At 37.8% G+C, this 19,977-nt stretch carries 19 protein-coding genes; 8 read left to right on the top strand and 11 right to left on the bottom strand.

Going from position 1 to position 19,977, the window contains the following annotated elements; genetic code table 11:
- The first annotated feature begins 240 nt into the window (after positions 1-240).
- The gene (locus BTO08_RS17575) at positions 241-936 is read left to right on the top strand and encodes a pseudouridine synthase (RefSeq protein ID WP_105062685.1); all 696 of its coding nucleotides are present in this window, start codon (positions 241-243) and stop codon (positions 934-936) included.
- 119 nt (positions 937-1,055) lie between these two features.
- Here the strand turns inward: BTO08_RS17575 and BTO08_RS17570 are convergent, their stop codons facing one another.
- Positions 1,056-1,562: a lactoylglutathione lyase family protein gene (locus BTO08_RS17570; protein ID WP_105061909.1), complete on the bottom strand. Its 507-nt coding sequence runs from the start codon at positions 1,560-1,562 to the stop codon at positions 1,056-1,058.
- A gap of 99 nt (positions 1,563-1,661) precedes the next feature.
- Between BTO08_RS17570 and BTO08_RS17565 the strand changes: the two genes are divergently transcribed.
- From BTO08_RS17565 to dtpA (BTO08_RS17545), 5 genes are all read left to right on the top strand, one after another.
- A complete protein-coding gene (locus BTO08_RS17565; RefSeq protein ID WP_198038496.1) occupies positions 1,662-2,537 on the top strand; it encodes a LysR family transcriptional regulator in 876 nt (291 codons plus the stop codon).
- A 55-nt stretch (positions 2,538-2,592) separates the two neighbouring features.
- Entirely contained in the window at positions 2,593-3,006 is a 414-nt protein-coding gene (locus BTO08_RS17560; protein ID WP_105061908.1) for an NUDIX hydrolase, read from the top strand.
- 559 nt (positions 3,007-3,565) lie between these two features.
- Complete coding sequence (gene dtpA, locus BTO08_RS17555; RefSeq protein ID WP_105061907.1) at positions 3,566-5,044, top strand: dipeptide/tripeptide permease DtpA; 1,479 nt, start codon at positions 3,566-3,568, stop codon at positions 5,042-5,044.
- Positions 5,045-5,297: 253 nt separating this feature from the next.
- Positions 5,298-5,591, top strand: a complete 294-nt coding sequence (locus BTO08_RS17550; protein WP_105061906.1) for a SemiSWEET transporter — start codon at positions 5,298-5,300, stop codon at positions 5,589-5,591.
- A gap of 519 nt (positions 5,592-6,110) precedes the next feature.
- Complete coding sequence (gene dtpA, locus BTO08_RS17545) at positions 6,111-7,598, top strand: dipeptide/tripeptide permease DtpA (protein WP_105061905.1); 1,488 nt, start codon at positions 6,111-6,113, stop codon at positions 7,596-7,598.
- A 72-nt stretch (positions 7,599-7,670) separates the two neighbouring features.
- Here the strand turns inward: dtpA (BTO08_RS17545) and BTO08_RS17540 are convergent, their stop codons facing one another.
- Positions 7,671-8,927 carry an adenylosuccinate synthase gene (locus BTO08_RS17540; protein ID WP_005364252.1) on the bottom strand — a complete coding sequence of 419 codons (1,257 nt, stop codon included), beginning with the start codon at positions 8,925-8,927 and terminating at the stop codon, positions 7,671-7,673.
- A 179-nt stretch (positions 8,928-9,106) separates the two neighbouring features.
- Here BTO08_RS17540 and BTO08_RS17535 point away from each other — a divergent pair, with 179 nt between their 5' ends.
- Entirely contained in the window at positions 9,107-10,012 is a 906-nt protein-coding gene (locus BTO08_RS17535) for a LysR family transcriptional regulator (RefSeq protein ID WP_105061904.1), read from the top strand.
- A 102-nt stretch (positions 10,013-10,114) separates the two neighbouring features.
- Here BTO08_RS17535 and BTO08_RS17530 read toward each other — a convergent pair whose 3' ends face one another.
- From BTO08_RS17530 to BTO08_RS17500, 7 genes are all read right to left on the bottom strand, one after another.
- Positions 10,115-10,579: a copper resistance protein NlpE gene (locus BTO08_RS17530; RefSeq protein ID WP_105061903.1), complete on the bottom strand. Its 465-nt coding sequence runs from the start codon at positions 10,577-10,579 to the stop codon at positions 10,115-10,117.
- 82 nt (positions 10,580-10,661) lie between these two features.
- On the bottom strand, positions 10,662-11,000 hold the full coding sequence (locus tag BTO08_RS17525; RefSeq protein ID WP_105061902.1) for a hypothetical protein: 339 nt from the start codon (positions 10,998-11,000) through the stop codon (positions 10,662-10,664).
- 90 nt (positions 11,001-11,090) lie between these two features.
- On the bottom strand, positions 11,091-11,879 hold the full coding sequence (locus tag BTO08_RS17520) for a hypothetical protein (RefSeq protein ID WP_105061901.1): 789 nt from the start codon (positions 11,877-11,879) through the stop codon (positions 11,091-11,093).
- 251 nt (positions 11,880-12,130) lie between these two features.
- A complete protein-coding gene (locus BTO08_RS17515) occupies positions 12,131-12,769 on the bottom strand; it encodes a hypothetical protein (RefSeq protein WP_105061900.1) in 639 nt (212 codons plus the stop codon).
- A gap of 202 nt (positions 12,770-12,971) precedes the next feature.
- Entirely contained in the window at positions 12,972-13,310 is a 339-nt protein-coding gene (locus tag BTO08_RS17510; RefSeq protein ID WP_105061899.1) for a hypothetical protein, read from the bottom strand.
- A gap of 228 nt (positions 13,311-13,538) precedes the next feature.
- Positions 13,539-15,449: an alkaline phosphatase D family protein gene (locus BTO08_RS17505; RefSeq protein ID WP_105061898.1), complete on the bottom strand. Its 1,911-nt coding sequence runs from the start codon at positions 15,447-15,449 to the stop codon at positions 13,539-13,541.
- Between the two features lie 80 nt (positions 15,450-15,529).
- Positions 15,530-16,408: a LysR family transcriptional regulator gene (locus BTO08_RS17500; RefSeq protein ID WP_105061897.1), complete on the bottom strand. Its 879-nt coding sequence runs from the start codon at positions 16,406-16,408 to the stop codon at positions 15,530-15,532.
- Positions 16,409-16,528: 120 nt separating this feature from the next.
- Here BTO08_RS17500 and BTO08_RS17495 point away from each other — a divergent pair, with 120 nt between their 5' ends.
- Positions 16,529-17,905, top strand: a complete 1,377-nt coding sequence (locus tag BTO08_RS17495) for an MATE family efflux transporter (protein ID WP_105061896.1) — start codon at positions 16,529-16,531, stop codon at positions 17,903-17,905.
- Between the two features lie 95 nt (positions 17,906-18,000).
- On the opposite strand, the gene BTO08_RS17490 is transcribed toward BTO08_RS17495, so the two are convergent.
- The gene (locus BTO08_RS17490; protein WP_105061895.1) at positions 18,001-18,660 is read right to left on the bottom strand and encodes an alpha/beta hydrolase; all 660 of its coding nucleotides are present in this window, start codon (positions 18,658-18,660) and stop codon (positions 18,001-18,003) included.
- A 38-nt stretch (positions 18,661-18,698) separates the two neighbouring features.
- Positions 18,699-19,976: an ABC transporter substrate-binding protein gene (locus BTO08_RS17485; RefSeq protein ID WP_431356676.1), complete on the bottom strand. Its 1,278-nt coding sequence runs from the start codon at positions 19,974-19,976 to the stop codon at positions 18,699-18,701.
- Position 19,977 lies beyond the last annotated feature (1 nt).

Below are 19,977 nucleotides of genomic sequence, written 5' to 3'. Positions count from 1 at the left end.
GATGAGGAAAGCTGTTATAAGCATAATAAACAGATAAGTAACAATTTATTAACTAAATTTGTAAAAAATTGTGTATGACAGCGCTATATTTATTCTCATGGAAAATAAAAATGAATACTTACCTGCAAAGCGATAACGCTATTTCGAATAAAAAACACTCACGAAACCAGTGTTCAGGATTGCTAAATATGAGTGATAACGGATAATAATGCGCTTGTTTCCTTACTCGTACTCAGTGTTATGCGCCTTGATAAATTTATTTGTAAAAGTACTCAACTCACTAAAGCAGAGGCTATTGAGCGAATACACGCTGGTGATATTAGCGTCAACGATGCAGTAATTATCAATGAAGCAACACAAGTGCATGAGAGTAATACCGTTATCATGGATGGCAAAAGGCTAATTGCGCGTGAATTTCGCTATATCCTAATGCATAAACCTGCGGGAACTATCTGCTCAAATATTGATGAAGTTTACCCTTCTTTATTTAACTATCTAGATGTTGAAAATATCGCTGAATTACATATTGCAGGACGTCTAGATGCGGACACCACAGGAATGGTACTGATCACTGATAATGGACGTTGGTCGTTTAACATCACATCACCGAATCAAAAATGCAGTAAAGTTTATCGAGTTGGTTTGTCTCGAGATATTGCGGCAGACGTGGCTGAAAAATTTAAAGCAGGGATAAAATTACAAGGCGAACAAAAGTTAACCGCCCCAGCCTTATTGACTATTATTTCAGCGAAAGAAGTATTGCTAACGATTACTGAAGGTAAGTTTCATCAAGTTAAGCGCATGTTTGCCGCCGTTGGTAATCGCGTCGTGTCTCTTCACCGTGAAGCGATTGGTGAGGTGACGCTTGATCTGGAAGTTGGACAATGGCGTTACCTAACCAAAGACGAAGTCGCCTCTTTTGTTAAAGCTGATTAACCCCAAAATACTGAAATATACAAAATCCGACTTATTGACCTTCCCTCAAAGAAAATGTACAAGCCGGATTTTGGTTATAGCAATACGGTACTATTTACAACAAAGCTAACACTAAATGCTTATTTATATGCACCAGCACTGTAGTGTAATTCATAGCTATGAGAATAAATTTCAATGATGTTACCAAATGGGTCTTCCATGTAAATCATACGGTATGGCTTCTCACCAGGGTAATAAAAACGTGGTGCTTTCATACGTTTTTTACCGCCAGCTGCAACGATCTTTTCTGCAAGCTCTTCAACATTAGGATCTTGAACACTAAAGTGAAATACTCCTGTCTTCCAATACTCGAAGTTATCTTCAGGATTGGTTTGGTTTTTAAACTCAAACAGTTCAATACCAATACGATCACCTGTTGATAAATGTGCAATACGAAAACGCTCCCAATTACTACCAAAAACATCTGTACACATTTCACCTATCGCGGAATCATCTTCAATAATTTCTGTTGGCTCCATGATCACATACCAACCAAGAACTTCGGTGTAAAACTTAACCGCAGCATCAAGATCAGGTACTGAGATACCAATATGAGAAAAGCTACGTGGGTAAGTCTGATTTGTCATGGTTTGTTCTCTTCATCGTTATGGTTGATGTGAGTAGATTACAAACCACAAATTATTAAGTAAAATTATCATTAATAATAAAAATGAGTACGTTTTGTAATGATTAATCCCATTTGGTTACGTAGCTTTTGTACTTTGGTAGAAACTGGACATTTTACTCAAACCGCTGAAAAGCTTTATATGACGCAATCCGGTGTCAGCCAGCATATAAAGAAATTAGAGCAGTATTTAGAGCACCCACTGCTCACTCGCCACGGAAAAAAATTCACTTTGACTCAAGCAGGTGAACGCTTATACAACGAAGCTAACCAAATTGTGTTGTCGCTTACAGATTTAGATAAAAGGATCAGTATTGATCCTCGTTATGAAGGCATAGTACGCATTGCTTCTCCAGGTAGCATTGGTTTGAAGCTCTACCCTCATTTACTGACTTTTCAACAACAACATCCTGAATTAGTTATTGATTATCGCTTTGCACCTAACCATGAAATAGAAACCTTACTTGCAGAGCAGCGTATCGATATTGGCTTTATGACACGCCTTTCAACTAAAGCCGATATAACCCTGAATGCCATTGGTGAAGAAGCGCTTTTACTAGTTACGCCAGCCTCTATTTCGCCGCCAAATTGGGACAACCTTATTGAGTTAGGCTTTATAGATCACCCTGATGGGGTTTATCATGCAAGCCAGTTACTCAGCGTTAATTACCCTGAGTTTAAACATATTAACCAATTTAAGCGGTCAGGATTTTCTAACCAAATTAACCTTATTTTAGAGCCAGTAAAATTAGGATTAGGGTTTACTGTTTTGCCTCGTTACGCTGTGGATGCTTTTCAAGATAAAGCACATGTAAATATCCATCTGTTTGACAATGAAGTCAGCGAGAAAATTTATTTAGGCACTCACGCCAACCGATTTATTCCTAACCGTGTTGAAGCTGTGATTGAAGAAATAATGACTTGTCTGGATGCGTAAAGTATAAGAGTGAAAAATGGCGCAACGTTTTTACAGCAAATTATTGAGTAAATAAATGAATAAAGTAATTGATAAGCTCGCTTGGGTTTTAATTCAAGACGGCAAATTTTTAGTAGTAAGATCTCAAGGTAAAGCACTGTTTTACCTTCCTGGCGGTAAACGTGAAGCCGGTGAAAGTGACATTGAAGCACTAACCCGTGAAATAAAAGAAGAGCTGTCCGTTGATCTTATACCAAACAGTATTAACTACATGGAAACATTCACGGCTCAAGCCGATGGTAAGGCGGAAGGCATCTCAGTAAAACTAACATGTTACTTTGCCGATTACTCAGGGGATCTCATCCCTGCAGCTGAAATAGAAGAGCAAAAATTCATTGATAGTAATGATGAAAACCTATGCTCTATTGCCGCATTAGCTGTATTGAAGTGGCTAGAAGAAAAGTCACTGATTGGAGGTAAACTTACCTAGTAAATAAGTATAGGTGTCGCTCAGTCGACATCTTTACATTCGTAAATACAAATAAATATCCTAGATAATTCTTATCTACTTTAGCTTTAGCTAATCGCTATTATTAATTTACAATCACTATGCTATTACTTTAAATATATATTCAACTATAAATTATTCCTCTTTATCCCAAAATAAATATAAGTCAGTGTTTTATATTTATTAAGTACCGCTATAAACCTAATTAGTAAGCAATCAATTACATATTATAAGTATGTATTTAACATTACTATTTATCACAATAAATTTTCTTATATTTATCAATCATTCAATATTTATAGCTATTTTCATTTATTGTATTCTCACAATAAATAAAATACTAAAAAAACATAACCATTTGATTAATTTAAAAATAAAAACAAAAAGCAATTAATAGCAACTAGTCAAAAGTAATTACTTATATTTAAGCAATTGCTGATAACAAATAATGCTAGTAGTTTTTTCAAAAAGGTGTCTTTTTCTAACACTAAATAGCTAAAAATACAGAAAATAAAATAATTATAATATTTAAGGGAACGCAATGTCCGAAGTAAATATATTCAAACAACCAAAACCCTTCTATTTAATATTTTCAATTGAATTTTGGGAACGCTTTGGCTTTTATGGTATGCAAGCGATTTTAACTGTGTATATGGTTAAAATTCTTGGAATGTCGGAATCTGCGTCATTTACTTTATTTGGTGCCTTTTCAGCGCTGGTGTATGGATCTGTCGCGATTGGCGGCTGGGTGGGTGATAAAATATTGGGAACCAAGCGTACAATCACACTTGGTGCCATTATTCTTACTGCGGGTTATATTTTTCTTGGGCTTTCAGCCAGCCATGAAAATAGCAGTCCTATGCTGATTTACATGGCTATGGGCTTTATAACTATGGGTAATGGTTTATTTAAAGCGAACCCTTCAAGTTTATTAGCCAAAGTTTATGGCGAGAATGATCCCCGTTTAGACGGTGCCTTTACCTTGTATTACATGGCGATAAATTTAGGCTCTTTTTTCTCAATGCTATTAACACCTTGGATTGCAGAAAAATTTGGCTATGATTTGGCGTTTTCCGTCAGTGCTATCGGCTTGGTAATCACCATTGTGAACTTTATAATCAGTCACTCTACCGTGAAACACGTTGGTTCAAAACCTGATATGAAGCCTGTTAATGTTGTGCATTATATTAGTGTATTAGTCGGTGCAATTGTGCTGAGCTTCGTCAGTACTTTTTTGCTACAACATTTATTCTACGCACACGCTATTTTAGTGGTAGTTGGGGTCACTATTGTCGTGTTGTATTTTAAAGAAGCATTACAAACATCTGGTATTGAACGCGCTAAAATGTTGGTGGCATTTTTATTAATGTTACAGGGCATTGTTTTCTTTGTACTGTATTTCCAAATGCCAACCTCGCTTAATTTCTTTGCTATCCATAATATCTCTCATGATCTGTTTGGTATTAGTGTTGCGCCAGAACAATTTCAAGCGCTGAATCCACTATGGATCATGATTGCTAGCCCTGTTCTTGCCATTATTTATAATAAGTTTGGTGATCGTTTTTCTATGCCGTTCAAATTTGCACTCGGCATGGTGCTATGTAGCTTTTCTTTCTTAGTACTGACTTTTGGTTCGCACTTTGCTAACAGCCAAAGTATTATCAGCTCCAACTGGTTAGTGTTGTCTTACTTCTTCCAATCTATTGGTGAACTACTGGTATCTGGTCTTGGATTAGCTATGGTAGCTCAGCTTGTTCCTCAACGTATGATGGGATTTGCGATGGGTATGTGGTTCTTAACGTCAGCCACTGCTGCGGTTCTTGCTGGCTGGGTCGCAACACTAACAACAGATTCAAGCAATATTGTGGATCCACAGCAAACATTGGCCATTTATAGCCATGTGTTTGGAGTGATTGGTTATGTTACTGCCGCTATTGCTTTGTTCACCCTGATTATTGCGCCTAAACTGACACGTGTTATTTACGCTAAAGAGACAACTGAAGAAACCGTTACAGCATAATCGTTTCTAAAGAACACTCAATGTACCCAAGCAGCTTCAAGCTACAGGTTTTGATAACACGATAAACCCTGTTTCTTGAGATTACTTGGGTATATTTTTATATGCTGCTCCAATATTTAAACGAGAACTAAATACTCCAGACTAAAAATTTCAATCATATTGACCCTAGATTTTTAACATTTAGATAATAATAAAACTAAACTTTTAGATATGTTATTCATCAAAATATTTGTTGCTTTGGAGTTGAATTCATATGTCGTTATTGGAGAGTCTAGGGAAGAAACTTGAACCGCTCATGTTGTTTATGGGGTTAGTAAGCCCAATCGCAACAATGCCTCAATTATACAAACTATTTATATCCCACCCCAATCATGCCCATGGTTTATCGCTAACCACTTGGTCTATGTATGCGCTTATTTCTTTGCTCTGGTTTATTTATGGTCTCTACCATAAAAACCCGACAATTTGGGTTGGTAATTTTTTAGGATTCCTCGCTTACTTTGCTATGATGGTAGGCATAGTGATGAAAGCAGGTGTTACCTTTTAGGTCTTCAATGAGAAGAATCTATTTTTGTACACTTACTAGTCACCATTCAAACTTTGTTGAAATAAACAAGCACCTTTATATTAGCTAAACGCAATAATTAATGAATAAATCAGCCGTCATTATTTTAACCAATAATTAACCTAAACTTAACCTATCACTTATCCTTCTTTTCCTCTCGCTCCAAATATAAAACAAGGTTTTATATTTATTCATTTTTGTTGAATTTTTAATTAATAAGCAATCGATTAAATTTTGTGAAATTGATATTTTTCAGTCAATCGATATTTATAACTTTTTACTTAATTGTATTTCAACAATAAAAAACCCGCCAATAAAAAGATAACCTATTGTTTTTATAATACAAACAAAAACAACCAGCCATTTACTGCAACTAGCCAAAAATAATAACTTATATTTACCTAATTGATGATAACTATTCAAAATAGTAGTTTCGTTAAGAATGCAACCTTATCACAATAAATAAACAATAAAATAACAATGCGAAACTAAGGGAATGTAATGTCTGACGTTAATATATTTAAACAACCGAAACCCTTCTATTTGATATTTTCCATCGAATTTTGGGAGCGCTTTGGCTTTTACGGAATGAATGCAATTTTGACTGTTTATATGGTCAAAATTCTTAATATGCCAGAGTCTGCTTCATTTACATTATTTGGTGCTTTTACGGCATTGATATATGGTTCAGTAGCACTTGGCGGTTGGGTTGGTGATAAAGTTTTAGGGACCAAACGTACAATTACACTTGGTGCAATCGTCCTTACGATAGGTTATGTATTACTTGGTGTTTCAGCGAGTCATGGTAACGGTAGTCCATCTATGATTTATATCGCGATGGGGTTCATTGCTATGGGTAATGGCTTATTTAAGGCCAACCCTTCAAGTTTACTGGCGAAAGTATACGGTGAAAATGACCCTCGCTTAGATGGTGCTTTCACCATGTATTACATGGCAGTGAACTTAGGTTCGTTCTTCTCAATGCTTTTAACACCATGGATTGCTGACAAATTCGGTTATGATTTTGCGTTTTCAGTGAGTGCTATCGGTTTAATCATTACCGTTGCAAACTTTATCGTAAGTAAAAAAACCGTTCAGGATGTTGGTTCTCCAGCAGATATGAAGCCTATTAATAGCTTTTACCTTTTATGTGTTGTTATTGGTACGCTTGCCTTAAGCTTTGTGAGTTCATTCTTGCTACAGCATCTGTTTTACGCACATGCAATTCTAGTCGTTGCAGGTATTGCTATTGTTTCGTTGTATTTTAAAGAAGCTTTTTCAACATCAGGCAATGAACGAGCAAAAATGCTCGTCGCTTTTGTACTTATGCTTCAGGGTGTTGTGTTCTTCGTACTTTACTTCCAGATGCCGACATCATTGAACTTCTTTGCCATTCATAATGTTGAACATAGCATATTCGGAATATCCGTTGCTCCTGAGCAATTCCAAGCACTTAACCCAATGTGGATCATGCTTGCAAGCCCACTCCTTGCTATTCTTTACAACAAGTTAGGCGAACGCTTTTCAATGCCTTTCAAATTTGCATTCGGTATGGTGCTATGTAGCTTTGCTTTCTTAATTCTTCCAATAGGTGCTAAGTTTGCCAATAGCCAAAGTATTATTAATTCTGGTTGGTTAGTCGCCTCTTACCTATTCCAGTCTCTTGGTGAATTGCTGGTATCAGGTCTTGGTTTAGCTATGGTGGCACAGCTTGTACCACAACGTATGATGGGCTTTGCTATGGGTATGTGGTTCTTAACCTCAGCAACAGCGGCTGTTATCGGTGGCTGGGTAGCATCATTAACAGCAGTACCGAGTAATATTGATAACCCACACCAAACACTCATCATTTACAGCAAAGTGTTTAATGAAATTGGTTTTGGTACCGCCGCAATAGCATTGATCACATTACTTATTGCGCCTAAATTAACGCGTATTATTTATGCAAAAGATACAACAGAAAAAGTAACTGCAACAGCTACGGCTTAAAATAACAAATACAACAGCGGGCGTGTTAATGATTAACACGCCCGCTGTTTTTATTTTTACTTTTAAAGTATATTAGCGAAGGATCATTTGATCACGCTCAGGACCAACAGAAACCATTTTAACTGGCACACCCATTAGCTCTTCAATGCGAAGTACGTACTCTTGTGCACCTTTTGGTAGCGATTCAAATGTACGACAACCAGTAATGTCTTCTTCCCAACCAGTCATTTGCTCATATACAGCCGTTAGTGATGCAGTTTGAGGCCAAATTGGGTTTTCAGTATGCTCACCGTTGTAAGCCACACAGATTTTTAGATCTTTCATACCCGTTAGGCAGTCGATCTTAGTTAGTGCAATTTCAGTTGCTGCTTGTAGTTCAACGCCATTACGAGTCGCTACTGCATCGAAGTAACCCATATCACGTGGGCGACCGGTTGTTGCACCGAATTCTTTTGCATCTTCACGGAATTGATCTTGATCTTCCATTGCAGTGATCAATGTACCTGTACCTACTGAAGAGCTGAATGCTTTTGCTACTGCAATAACACGCTCAGGATGAAGAGCAGGTAAACCACTACCGATACCAGCGTAAGCTGCAGTTACGTTAGAAGATGTTGTCCATGGGTATTCACCGTAAACTAAGTCACGACCCGCACCTAGTTGTGCTTCAAACAACAACGTTTTATCTTCTTTTTGTAGTGCTTTAAGTGGCTCTGTTACGTTACAAATGCTGTCACGCCAAGGTTGAGAAACCTCTAATAGCCACTCTGTCATTTCTTCAGCTGTTTGCGTGAATTCAAATGATGGGTATAGCGCTTTAAGTTGAGGAAGTTTCCAATCCATCATAAATTGAATACGCTCACGTAACACTGCAGGTTGTTTTAACCAACCAACAAGGATACCTTTTTTCATTACACGGTCGCCGTATGCAGGTGCGATACCTTGACGTGTTGAACCGTAAGCACCATCGCCTAGACGTTGTTCTTCTAAGGTATCTTCCAGTGCATGAAGAGGTAGACATAATGTTGCACGATCTGAGATGCAAAGTTTAACTTCAACACCTGATGTTGCCACTTCTTCGATTTCTAAAGACAGTTTTTCAGGGCTGATCACCATGCCAGGGCCTAACACAGCAATACAATCAGGGTTAAATACGCCGCTAGGTAATTGGTGCAATTTGAACGTACCAAAATCGTTAACAACAGTGTGACCTGCGTTATTACCACCTTGGAAACGGATACTTGCTGAAGCTTGGTCTGCTAAATAATCAACAATACGACCTTTACCTTCATCACCCCAGTTAGCACCAACAACAACAATAGACGACATAATTTGAATCTCCTCAAAAGCAATGACAACTATCCTATGCTCATCCAACTAATAAGAATAATTAATAATCGTTATTAACTTGATAAGAATATCATATCTGGAGTATGGTTAATCTTATCTACTCAATATGTTATGTATGATGATTAGTATCATCTACTGCTTAGGAAATCATTGCGAATATGATTGATATCCACTGGCTCAATACCTTTGTCGCTTTGGCAAAGCACCAGCACTTTGGTAAAACTGCAGCTGCGCTACATATGACGCAACCTAATGTAAGCCTTCATCTCAAGCAATTAGAACAAACCACGCGAGTTAAGTTAATTGAGCGTAACCCTTTTCGTTTAACTCAAGCCGGTGAACGTCTGTTACAAAGTGCAGAAAATACTTTAATGGAACTGCAAATTTGTCAGGCCGATCTGAACGCTATCAACGAGCTTAATCGCGGTACTTTAACCATAGCAGCCAGTGATATTATTTCTCGTTTGTTATTAATTAGCCCTTTTCAGTCTTTCAAGAAAGAATATCCGGGGATTGATCTGTCTCTTTTTAATACCACTTCATCTCAAGCAACCGAGTTAGTCAAAAGCGCGAAAGCAGATCTGGGGTTCGTTATTGCACAGAAAGAGAGTCAACCACTGCATTTTACTGAATTACGACAAGTGAAGTGGTGCGCATTAGGTAATGGCTTATCACGCTGGCAAACAGTGTCGGCTAACCCTTCGCAAATCATTCCAGTCGAACCTCTCGCCGCAGAAGAACCCACCTTGATTTTGCTAGGCCACGATACCCGAACCCGTGAATTAATTGATATGGCATTGCCTTTATTAAATTTAAAGAAATACCATGTGATGGAAGTAGGCAGCGTGGATGCGCAGATTGATTGGGCAGAAGCAGGATTTGGTGTCGCGATAGTACCGAGTTTTTCTTTACATTCAAAACCACACTTACAAACACAAATAACACCACTACCTGATTTTCCGACAACCAGTTTGGGCTATATTGTGCGTCAAAACCAAGTGCTTTCACGTGCTATTAAGCAACTATTACGCTGGGTAGATGATGAAATCCAACGATCTCAGTAACGCGAGTAATCTTTATCGCTTCTCCAGATGCTAGATATAATTAAGCCCTGTGATCAGGGCTTAATAGATATGCTAACAGCATAGTATTCCGAACATAATGTGTTATTTATGATCTTGTTTTTTTAACGTATACGCATCAGCAAGATCACCTTGGACACGTTTACCATCTTTATCTAAATGGAAGATACGTTGTTCACCCACGAAATACTGAGCTGTTTGGCCACCACCTAAATTCAAGGTGATAGTGTCGCCTTTATCATTCCAATCAAACTTACCTTCTGTGGTTAAAGGTTTGGTTTCTTTATCTTGATAAGTTTGATCTAAAATGTAAGTTCCATCGTCTTTTAGCGTTAAGCTTGTTTCAATCCCAGAACAATCAGCACAAGGCTCAATACCTGTATACTCACCCATCCAATCAAGTGAGTTCTTCGCATTATCAGCCGCCTGTGATAATTCTGTAACTTGATCATTCGCAGCAGATGCCGTTGATGACGTTTTATCTGCAGCTTGATCACAACCCACAAGCACTAAACCAAGAAGGGCTGTAGCTAAAAGCGTTTTTTTCATTTTAATCTCCTTGAAATAACACAAGATATTATGGATATGTACACGTCATAAAACAGAACACCATAATAGACTATGTTATCAATTACTCAGCAGTTGCATCCTTAACTGCGTCTTTCATATTGTCCGCAGCTTTGCCTGCATCATCTGCCATCTCTTTTGTGGCATCAACTGCTTTATCTGCAACATCATTCGCCGCTTTTGCTGTATCGTCAGCCGCTTGCTTTGTGGCATCAACAGCATCATTGGCAACTGCTTTGGTTGAATCAACAGCATCAGTCGCAGCTTCTTTGGTTGAATCAATCACTTGTGCAGCGGTATCTGATGCCTTGTTTTGCATATCTGTCGCGGATTTATCTGTGCTTTGGTCACAGCCAACAAGTGCTAAACCAAGAATTGCAGCAACTAATAGTGTTTTTTTCATCTTAATCTCCTTTGAAGAAACAAGATACCTTGAAACTCACAACTAAGAGTTTCACGGTATCTTGCTATAAAATTCGAAATTTTAGGGCGCTTAATTTAATAAATCGGATGCTTTTTTCTCTAGATCACCAGCAGCATTTTCTGTTTTATCAACAGCAGAATTGGTCATTTCAGCGGCTTTATCTTGCGCAGCTTCAGCTGAATCATCGACAGATTTCATTGCATCATTTGCAGCATTTTTTACGTTATCTTCTACTACTGCTGTTTTATCCATTGCAGCATCTTTCATTTCTGTCGCTGAATGTTTCATCTCATCCATTGAATGATCAGCGGCACCTTCAGCGCTATTGATCGTATCAGACGCTTCAGTTGCTTTTTCTTTTGTTGCATCCATTAACGCTTTTGAATCATCAGCAACAGTATCTTTTACTTCTGATACTGAACTATTCATTTCTGCAACTGCCGCCGAAGTCTTTTCATCAGCAGATGAATTTGTTAAAGAGGTTTTCAATTCAGATGCTTTTTCTTTCATAGAATCAACAGAATCATCAACAGCTTGCTTTGACTTATCAACCACGTCAGCAGTCTTCTCTTTTACAGAATCTGTCATCTCCGACGCTTTTTGAACCGCTGTATCACTTAATTCAGACGCTTTATCAACCATTTTATTAGTTTGATCTTTGACTACATCAGCAGCATCGGACACCGTATCTTTAGTTGCATCTAACGCCGTACTAGATTGTTCCGTCACTTTGTCTTTCATTTCAACGGTTGAATGTTGGGCAGCAGATGTACTATCTGTAGCAGTATCTTGTTTTGCCTGATCACAACCAACTAAAAATAAACCTGCGATAGTCATCGCGATAATTGTTTTTTTCATACAAACCCCTGTAACGAATACTGTTTTAATATGACCCTGACAGTATCTATCTACCAGATAAACCTATGTCTTAACGACGTCATTTCCAAGTCAATAATAGGTCAATTTATTACTTTTAGGTATTAAATCTCTTTTAATTCAAGATGGAAAATATAAAAAATGGAAAATAAAGTAACATTATTTTCCATTCTTCTTAGGAAAGGTAGAATTTCTCATTAATTGAAATATTCTAGATTTTGATAATATCTATATCAATACTTTATATATTTATTATTCGTTGGGCTTTTTAAATATGAAATAAGATAATTAACTGATGCATAAAATATTATTGTATAGCCTAAAAGCTCAGTGCCTTCTTCTGCTATATTTTTCACTATTCTAATATAATCATCACCCATGACTTGATGCCAAAAACTTCCCATCCCAAATAAACGAGAAAAGACTAATAATATCGCTAACCCTAAACAAAGTGATGAGAAATTATTATTTGTCAAAAATATATCTAAATTTAATAGCGTATTTTTTCTATCCGTTAGTGCATACCCTATTGCGGAAATAGCGACAATTAATGCAGGTACTACCCAAAAACCATGATGAATATATTGATCAAAAAAAGAATCTAATTCACGAATAAACATACATGTAAAAAAGGCGGAGACGAGCACAGCAACACGGCGGTGATATCGGCTACCCCATCCGATATAAGCGTAACAAAATGCAGTACCCAACAATAATAATTGTTCTATATATTCAGTTGCTGACTGCTCAGGAATATTGTTCTTAAGTACTAATACATCATAACGTATCACCCATATTGGTAGTGATACAAGTAATAATAATGAAAAAAATTGTAATATCTTAAAAGAAATTAATCTGTATTGAGAACACATTCTACACCATCTTTATTAAAATAATTAATACATTCCTTTTTATATAATTTGATATCCATCATTCAGGCGCATAATACGTAAGTAGTAACTATGATTCAATTTTATAAGCTATGATAGCAAGTAAAAGACTTTTACCGCAGAGAGTAGAATAAATATAGATTGATTTTAAAATGCAGATAAATACTTATTACTTTATTTAATATTAATAAGTATTAACATCACAGCCACATGAAATAAGCTCATATTCTGTAGCTCCAAATAACTTACATTCTTTTTTAAACAGTATAACATCAGAACCTACCGGACAAAAAACACTAGACTTGATAGGAACATTCACTGCTTTTTCACTGTCTTCTGGTATAACTTTTAAAATTAATTCTCGTTCTCCAGTTTCAAACTTTGAGAAGGTTTCTGTTACTTCACCAGCAACAGAATCAATGTCATAAGTCTTTTCACCAACGAAAAAAAGAGCCCCAGCTAAACCTGTAAAAGATAAAAACAAAAAGGCAACAAATACCTTTTCATTGTAAAACTGACTCATCAATCGTTTCCGCAAAATACCTAATCCTCTAACAAACTCTCTTTGAGCAATGCTCTATAATTTAGCATTTTAGAGCCCTCAAATTAAGCTATTTTATGTCTAGGATCTTATAAAAAATGAAAAAAAATGAAAAAGCACTCAAAAAACCATCAGCATCATTATTTTAACCCATTGTTATAATTAGGATAAAAAATAATGACACCAAGTTAACACGGTTTGACATAACCCTTACTTTTTTACTGGGAAATGGATAGTTTCGCCTTCAGCAGTTAAGATTTCTATCACTTTCGGCGTACCATCTGATGCAAGATATAACTCTCCTATTGCACTTCGATTCACCAATCGATGCGCACCTGCAATGTCAGGATCACGCTTTTCAATCAGCAATTTCTTACGCTTGGTAAACCAGTTTAACGGGGAATGAGGACTATATAATGCTCTATCCATTGCATCACAAAAGCGTAATAAGCGATTAGGGAATTCATTTTTTAAACCACTACATGTGATCTGATAAATATGAAATTTACCTTTATGGTTACGAAGCGTTATGTCATAAGCAAAAGAATAATGAACATCACCAGATAAAATAATAAATTGAGTCGGTGTTTTGGTATGGGTAAAAATACTCAATAGCGTATTGGCAGAGCCCGGATGTGCCATCCAGTTTTCTGCATCAACGAGTAATGGTTGCCCTATCCATGTCATCATTCGTTGCAATGTTTCAATAAACTTTACACCGAACATTGGTGCGGCAGAGACAATAATCACCGCTGGTTCATGTAGTAATTCCTGCTGAAACTCAATCATGGCTTCCCAATCCATTAATCCCGATGGACGGTTATCATTCGACTCTGAACGCCAACGTCGAGTACGCGTATCTAGTACCACCATTTTGGGTGTAGTTGAAATGGTATAGTGCCACTGCTCAAACTGATTTAGCCGCGCAATAAATGCATCTTGTGTTTGATTACAGGGCTCAGCAAAGTAACGCTTAGCGTCATCAAGGAAAGGCTGTTCAAATTTCTCAGGAGCATTGCCCCACGCCTGACATAGCCAGTAGCTTATTAGTGCATTACCAATAATTCGACGAGAAAATAAGTTATTAAACGCTGCGGTTTCCCAGCGACGATTAAGCATATAATCATCCGTCACATCATGATCATCGAAAATCATATACGTCGGAATATGTGCAAATAAACGCTGAACTTGCGGTAGACCTTGAACAAAATCATCCATAATATGACTTTCTTCGTGCCATTGTTGCTGCCATTTAGACGCAATTTGTACCCCACCACAGGTGAAATTCTGTTTCTCGAACCGTTTACGATCAACCCAATCCCACAATGTTGGTGACCATACCAGCAAATACATCGCAAAATATTCACTAAAACTGATCAGATGATTTTCACATTCTCGCGAGCTAAAGATAGGCACAACACGATCAGGCAATAATTTACCTAACCATGTTTGAGTATCAATATAAGTTGGTAATAATTTATCTCGTCCATATAAATGATAAGGACTCTGATACAAGGCATCTGTATCTGCAATGCTAGTCTGTTCAAACGTTTCAGAGGGTAAACCTAGCAATTGAATCACTTGTTCAATGGCATCAAGCGTAGGACCTGCAACATGATCAGCGTAAATTTGATCACCACTCATCATTAATAAACTTGGGCGTTCAAGAATAGGTTGCTCAGCAACTTTGCTATCTGCTACCACTAAGCTGTCTTTGCTTGGATAATGAGGGTTACGACAAGAGCCATGTAACACATAATCGGCTTTAGTGTTGATCACAATGCTAATCATGGATTCATTATCGTAGGTCAATGACGGAATTAAATCGGTTAAAAGCCCTTGCTGGGTATCAAGCTGATAAGCAAGTGGGGTATTAACTGCAAACTCCCCCTCAAACTGAGCAAGTACAACCCAAGCTTTTTTACCGATTTGAATTTGATGTTCATCTGCGATAATGGCTTGGTAGCAAGGATTATCATCACCTTGTTGATATAAGTAAAAAGTAGCACCCAATCGTTCCGTGGTCACAAACCATAGTACTAATTGCGTTGCTGTCGCTTTCCGTAAAATAGGACCGGCAATAATAAGTGGTAAGGATGATGCTGGTGCTTCTTTAGACATTTACTTCTCAACTCGCGCGTAATAATTCAGTGTCACTCACTGCGATACCATCAAAACAACAATAGATAATCAGACTTAATCTATTGAGTAAACATTTTCTTTAGTTCTTGCTGAATCCATTTTATAACCGGCCCTGTCGCTCGATCACGGCGTTTAACAACGCCCATTTCAATCCATTGCGAAGCGGGAATATTTTCCATCGACAGTTTTACAACACCTTCAGAGAAAAAGTCATACGTAAAAACATGATCAGGCACAAATGCCCAGCCCATATTTCTCAATACAAACGAGGTGATTGAATAGTAGCTGTCAATTTGCCAATAATTGGCTGATAACGCTTCACTGTGGTGACGTCCACTTCGATCGCAAATTAATAGCTGACGGTGCTGGCTTAATTGCTGCACTGTCGGTGCTGAAATTTGTGCTAATGGATGATTTTTACCGACAATCAGTGATGAGTTAAATTCACAAATAGGTGTAAATTCTAAACTACTAGGCAAAGTTTTACTGAAAAATAAAATGCCAATATCTGCCATTTCTTCATCTACACGGGTCGCTATATCATCTTTCGAGCCATTAATAATGGTTAATTTCAATAATGGAAATGTCTCAGAAACACGTTGAAAGAAATCTTCAAAAGCGGTTAATGGCGATGCTTCATCCATTGCGATGGTCAGGGTAACTTCTTCCCCTTGCGTTAACGTCAATGCCCGAGATTGTAACCGTTCACATTGGGCTAATACGACCTTTGCTTCTTCATACATTTGCTGACCTTCAGGGGTCAGGATAGGTAATCTTGCACTTCGATCGAATAATTCAAACCCCAAATCTGCTTCTAGGTTACTAATTGCAGTACTGATCCGTGACTGTGCTTTTCCTAATCGCCGAGCGGCTGCCGAAAAAGAGCCTTGTTGTACTGAAATAACAAAAGCATTGAGTTGATCTAATGTCCAATCCATAAAATCAATCCATCCGATATTCAGATATATAATATCTTTGAGCAATCTAATATTCGGAGATAATACAGCGATTCCCACCAACTGAATAGTCTGTGGGTTGACCATTTTATGAGAATATTTATGCACAGTAATGAACCGATGCCATCATCGAACAATATATCTAAAAATTTTTGGCGTTATACCATCCCTTCTATTGCGGCAATGATGGTTAATGGGCTCTATCAAATTGTTGATGGGATCTTTGTTGGCCACTACGTTGGCTACCAAGGCTTAGCTGCAATTAATATGGCATGGCCGATAACATTCGTATTATCAGGTTTAGGCTTGATGATTGGTATTGGTAGCGGGACACTAATTTCAATCGCCCGCGGTGAGCAAAATCAGGTTAATGCTCAGCGCGCTTTTAATACCGGTTTGATTCTAACTTTTATTATTAGCTGTCTTTCATTTGCTGCGTTTACATTTTTTGGCGACTATTTTTTACAACTTCAAGGGGCGCAACAAAACATTAAGCACCTTGCTTTAGACTATGTTTCTACTTTTGGTAATGCTGCCTTTATTACTGTCTTAGCAGGCGCAATGCCAATGTTGATCCGAAATGATGACAGCCCCAAAATCGCAACAACATTATTAGTAATAGGTGCACTGACCAATATTCTTCTTGATTACGTGTTTTTGGGGTTAATGGGTTGGGAATTAAAAGGTGCGGCAATTGCGACTTTGATCGCACAGGGTATTACCTGTGTTGGTGGCTTGATTTATTTTCGCTCTCAATACTCGACTCTAAAACTAAAAATTTCACTGCCTGATTTTTCATTGGCAGAAAGTAAGAAGATCATGGTATTAGGCTCATCAGCACTGATTATGTATCTCTATGGTAGTTTTGTTGTCGCATTACACAATTATCAATTCATGATATATGGCACAGAATTAACCGTTGGCGCTTTTGCTATTGTCGGCTATATGATGACGATGTACTACTTGGTGGCAGAAGGTATTGGCGAAGGTTTGCAGCCACCGGTAAGTTACTACTACGGTGCTAAACAACCTCAACATATACGACAAACGTTAATTTTAGCAATGAAGACGACGGTGATTGCAGGTATTGCTTGGTTCTTGTTACTGACAAGCTTCCCATCAACCTTGATCAGCTTGTTTAACGGCAGCAACAGCGCACTGACATTAGAAGCGACCCAAGGTATTCGATTACACCTATTTGCAATGTTTTTAGATGGCTTTATTGTTCTAGCAACGATGTACTTTATGTCGGTGAATCAAGCATCAAAAGCATTAGTGATCTCAATTAGTAACATGCTAATACAACTGCCGTTTTTGTATTTCTTACCAAAATTACTTGGCGTTGTCGGTGTATGGCTAACCATGCCAGTATCCACTATGGTATTGAGCTGTATTGTTGCGGTTATTGTTTGGCGTGATATCAATAAGCGTTGTAAACCGCTCAATGCACTAAAGAATCAATCTCCCTTGATCGATTAATAAGTAAATCGTCAATAAAAAACGCATCAGATCGATAATCGCTCTGATGCGTTTCATTTTTAACTACAAATTTTTAAACACATTTAACGGCAGATTTAAGATAGTGTTTGTTTTATCCATGCTGAAATATCTTCAATTTGAGGCATGCAAACCTGATGCTCCATTGGGTATATACGCCAGTGCGGTTTAAATCCCGCTTTAACGACATCATCTCGTGCCATTTCACCTAATTTAGGAATAACAACGGGATCATAAGATCCATGCATAATTTCAATCGGCATATTACGATTCACATCGCTATATTGAATGATCTCTGCAGTTGGGAAATAGGTTGATAGTGCCAATATTCCTGCTAATGGCTTGGAGTAGCTTAATCCGGCTTGGTAAACTACAGCACCACCTTGTGAAAATCCCGCAAGAATAATGCGTTCAGAAGGAATGCCACGACTAATTTCACGCTCGACAAGATCTATTACCTTTTGAGCAGATTCCATCAGTTGTGCTTCATTAATTTTACGAGATGTATCTAATGAAATAATGTCATACCATGCTGGCATTAAAGCATTACCATTAATAGTGACATTCAACGTCGGTGAATGAGGAAATATAAAACGTATTGGTGATGTTTCTTCTAACTGTAAGTGCGGCAGTAAAGCCTCAAAATCATTACCATTAGAGCCCAAACCATGTAACCAAATAACACTGGCTGTCGCGGGGACATTGGGTTCTATTTCAACACTCGCTAAATAATCCATTTTCCTATCCTTATTCTTTTCCAAATACATACGTTTTATTACATTGCTGATTTTACTGCGCGAGATAAGCGAACAGCTGCCATTTTAGGATCCGCGCTTGGATCATCAAAGAAACGACTTACAACATCAATGATTGCACTTTGAACATCACTGGATGTAGCTAAATTATGTGAAAAACTGGGGACGAGCGCATTGTTTTTTGCTGCAAACTTAAATGCTTTCATTGAGGCTAATGAACAAGAGTCAAATCCCTTTAACGATACATCCTGACGTATCGGGATCGAACCTTTATATAAACTAAAAGCTCGTTGAAATGGCTTGGTTAATAGTATTTGCGCTAAATCTTGTTGTGCTATTTCATCTTCTTCATTACTTTTTAATTTGAAAAAAGTAATAGTATCAAGATTATAAGAAAACATATCTTGTGTTCCCGGTACAGGTACGCATAAATAATCCTTACCCGCAATTTTGTGTTCGCTAGTGAACTCGCCCTTTGCCCAATCTCCCATTATTTGCATTGCGGCTTGGTCATGCATAAGCATTTCGGTGGCTTGGTTCCAACGACGCCCTTTTGCATTTGGATCTATATACTGTCGCATCTTTTTGAACTGACGGAACACCTCAACCATCTTATCACTACTAAGCTCAGTTAAATCTAAATCAACAAACGCTTTCGTATAATCTCTTGCGCCAAGTACGCTTAACGCCACCGCTTCGAACAAAGTCGCATCTTGCCAAGACTCCCCACCATGAGCTAATGGGATATAACCTGCCGCTTTGATTTTGTCAGCCGCCACATAAAATTCAGCTAAGGTTGTGGGTACTTTTGCGCCTGCAAGTTTAAATATATGTGGATTGATCCATAGCCAATTGACACGATGTAAAGTTACTGGTGCAGCCACATAGTGACCGTCATATTTTATCAACTGAAGATCATTAACAATTTGCTGCACTTCAGGTAATAACACGTTATCCCAATGATCTTGCTCTGCAACTTTATCAAGTGATGTCAGAAACCCTAAGCGCCCCCACTCTTGAATATCTTGCCCTTTTAACTGTGCCGCTGTAGGTGGATTCCCCGATATTGCACGCATTTTTAGGACTGTCATCGCACTTTGGCCACCACCTCCAGCAATGGCGAAATCTTTCCAGTGATGCCCTTTCGTTTCCATTTTCTCTTTTAAAACTTGAATCGCTTTAGATTCGCCTTTTGACGTCCACCAATGCAATACTTCAACAGTCCCTCCTGCAAAAGCTGGCTGACACACAAGCAGTAATAAGGCGCAGAGACTCCATTGCTTGATATTCATTTTCATC

Origin of the sequence: Photobacterium angustum, assembly GCF_002954615.1 — a bacterium.
Lineage (GTDB): Bacteria > Pseudomonadota > Gammaproteobacteria > Enterobacterales > Vibrionaceae > Photobacterium > Photobacterium angustum_A.
Note: the sequence above shows the minus strand (reverse complement) of the source record. Positions and strands in the feature narration are given on the sequence as shown.

Bases quoted from the DNA above. Each gene is read 5' to 3' on its own strand.
- BTO08_RS17575 (WP_105062685.1), top strand. From the start codon at position 241: ATGCGCCTTGATAAATTTATTTGTAAAAGTACTCAACTCACTAAAGCA.
- BTO08_RS17570 (WP_105061909.1), bottom strand. From the start codon at position 1,562: ATGACAAATCAGACTTACCCACGTAGCTTTTCTCATATTGGTATCTCA.
- BTO08_RS17565 (WP_198038496.1), top strand. From the start codon at position 1,662: ATGATTAATCCCATTTGGTTACGTAGCTTTTGTACTTTGGTAGAAACT.
- BTO08_RS17560 (WP_105061908.1), top strand. From the start codon at position 2,593: ATGAATAAAGTAATTGATAAGCTCGCTTGGGTTTTAATTCAAGACGGC.
- dtpA (WP_105061907.1), top strand. From the start codon at position 3,566: ATGTCCGAAGTAAATATATTCAAACAACCAAAACCCTTCTATTTAATA.
- BTO08_RS17550 (WP_105061906.1), top strand. From the start codon at position 5,298: ATGTCGTTATTGGAGAGTCTAGGGAAGAAACTTGAACCGCTCATGTTG.
- dtpA (WP_105061905.1), top strand. From the start codon at position 6,111: ATGTCTGACGTTAATATATTTAAACAACCGAAACCCTTCTATTTGATA.
- BTO08_RS17540 (WP_005364252.1), bottom strand. From the start codon at position 8,927: ATGTCGTCTATTGTTGTTGTTGGTGCTAACTGGGGTGATGAAGGTAAA.
- BTO08_RS17535 (WP_105061904.1), top strand. From the start codon at position 9,107: ATGATTGATATCCACTGGCTCAATACCTTTGTCGCTTTGGCAAAGCAC.
- BTO08_RS17530 (WP_105061903.1), bottom strand. From the start codon at position 10,579: ATGAAAAAAACGCTTTTAGCTACAGCCCTTCTTGGTTTAGTGCTTGTG.
- BTO08_RS17525 (WP_105061902.1), bottom strand. From the start codon at position 11,000: ATGAAAAAAACACTATTAGTTGCTGCAATTCTTGGTTTAGCACTTGTT.
- BTO08_RS17520 (WP_105061901.1), bottom strand. From the start codon at position 11,879: ATGAAAAAAACAATTATCGCGATGACTATCGCAGGTTTATTTTTAGTT.
- BTO08_RS17515 (WP_105061900.1), bottom strand. From the start codon at position 12,769: ATGTGTTCTCAATACAGATTAATTTCTTTTAAGATATTACAATTTTTT.
- BTO08_RS17510 (WP_105061899.1), bottom strand. From the start codon at position 13,310: ATGAGTCAGTTTTACAATGAAAAGGTATTTGTTGCCTTTTTGTTTTTA.
- BTO08_RS17505 (WP_105061898.1), bottom strand. From the start codon at position 15,449: ATGTCTAAAGAAGCACCAGCATCATCCTTACCACTTATTATTGCCGGT.
- BTO08_RS17500 (WP_105061897.1), bottom strand. From the start codon at position 16,408: ATGGATTGGACATTAGATCAACTCAATGCTTTTGTTATTTCAGTACAA.
- BTO08_RS17495 (WP_105061896.1), top strand. From the start codon at position 16,529: ATGCACAGTAATGAACCGATGCCATCATCGAACAATATATCTAAAAAT.
- BTO08_RS17490 (WP_105061895.1), bottom strand. From the start codon at position 18,660: ATGGATTATTTAGCGAGTGTTGAAATAGAACCCAATGTCCCCGCGACA.
- BTO08_RS17485 (WP_431356676.1), bottom strand. From the start codon at position 19,976: ATGAAAATGAATATCAAGCAATGGAGTCTCTGCGCCTTATTACTGCTT.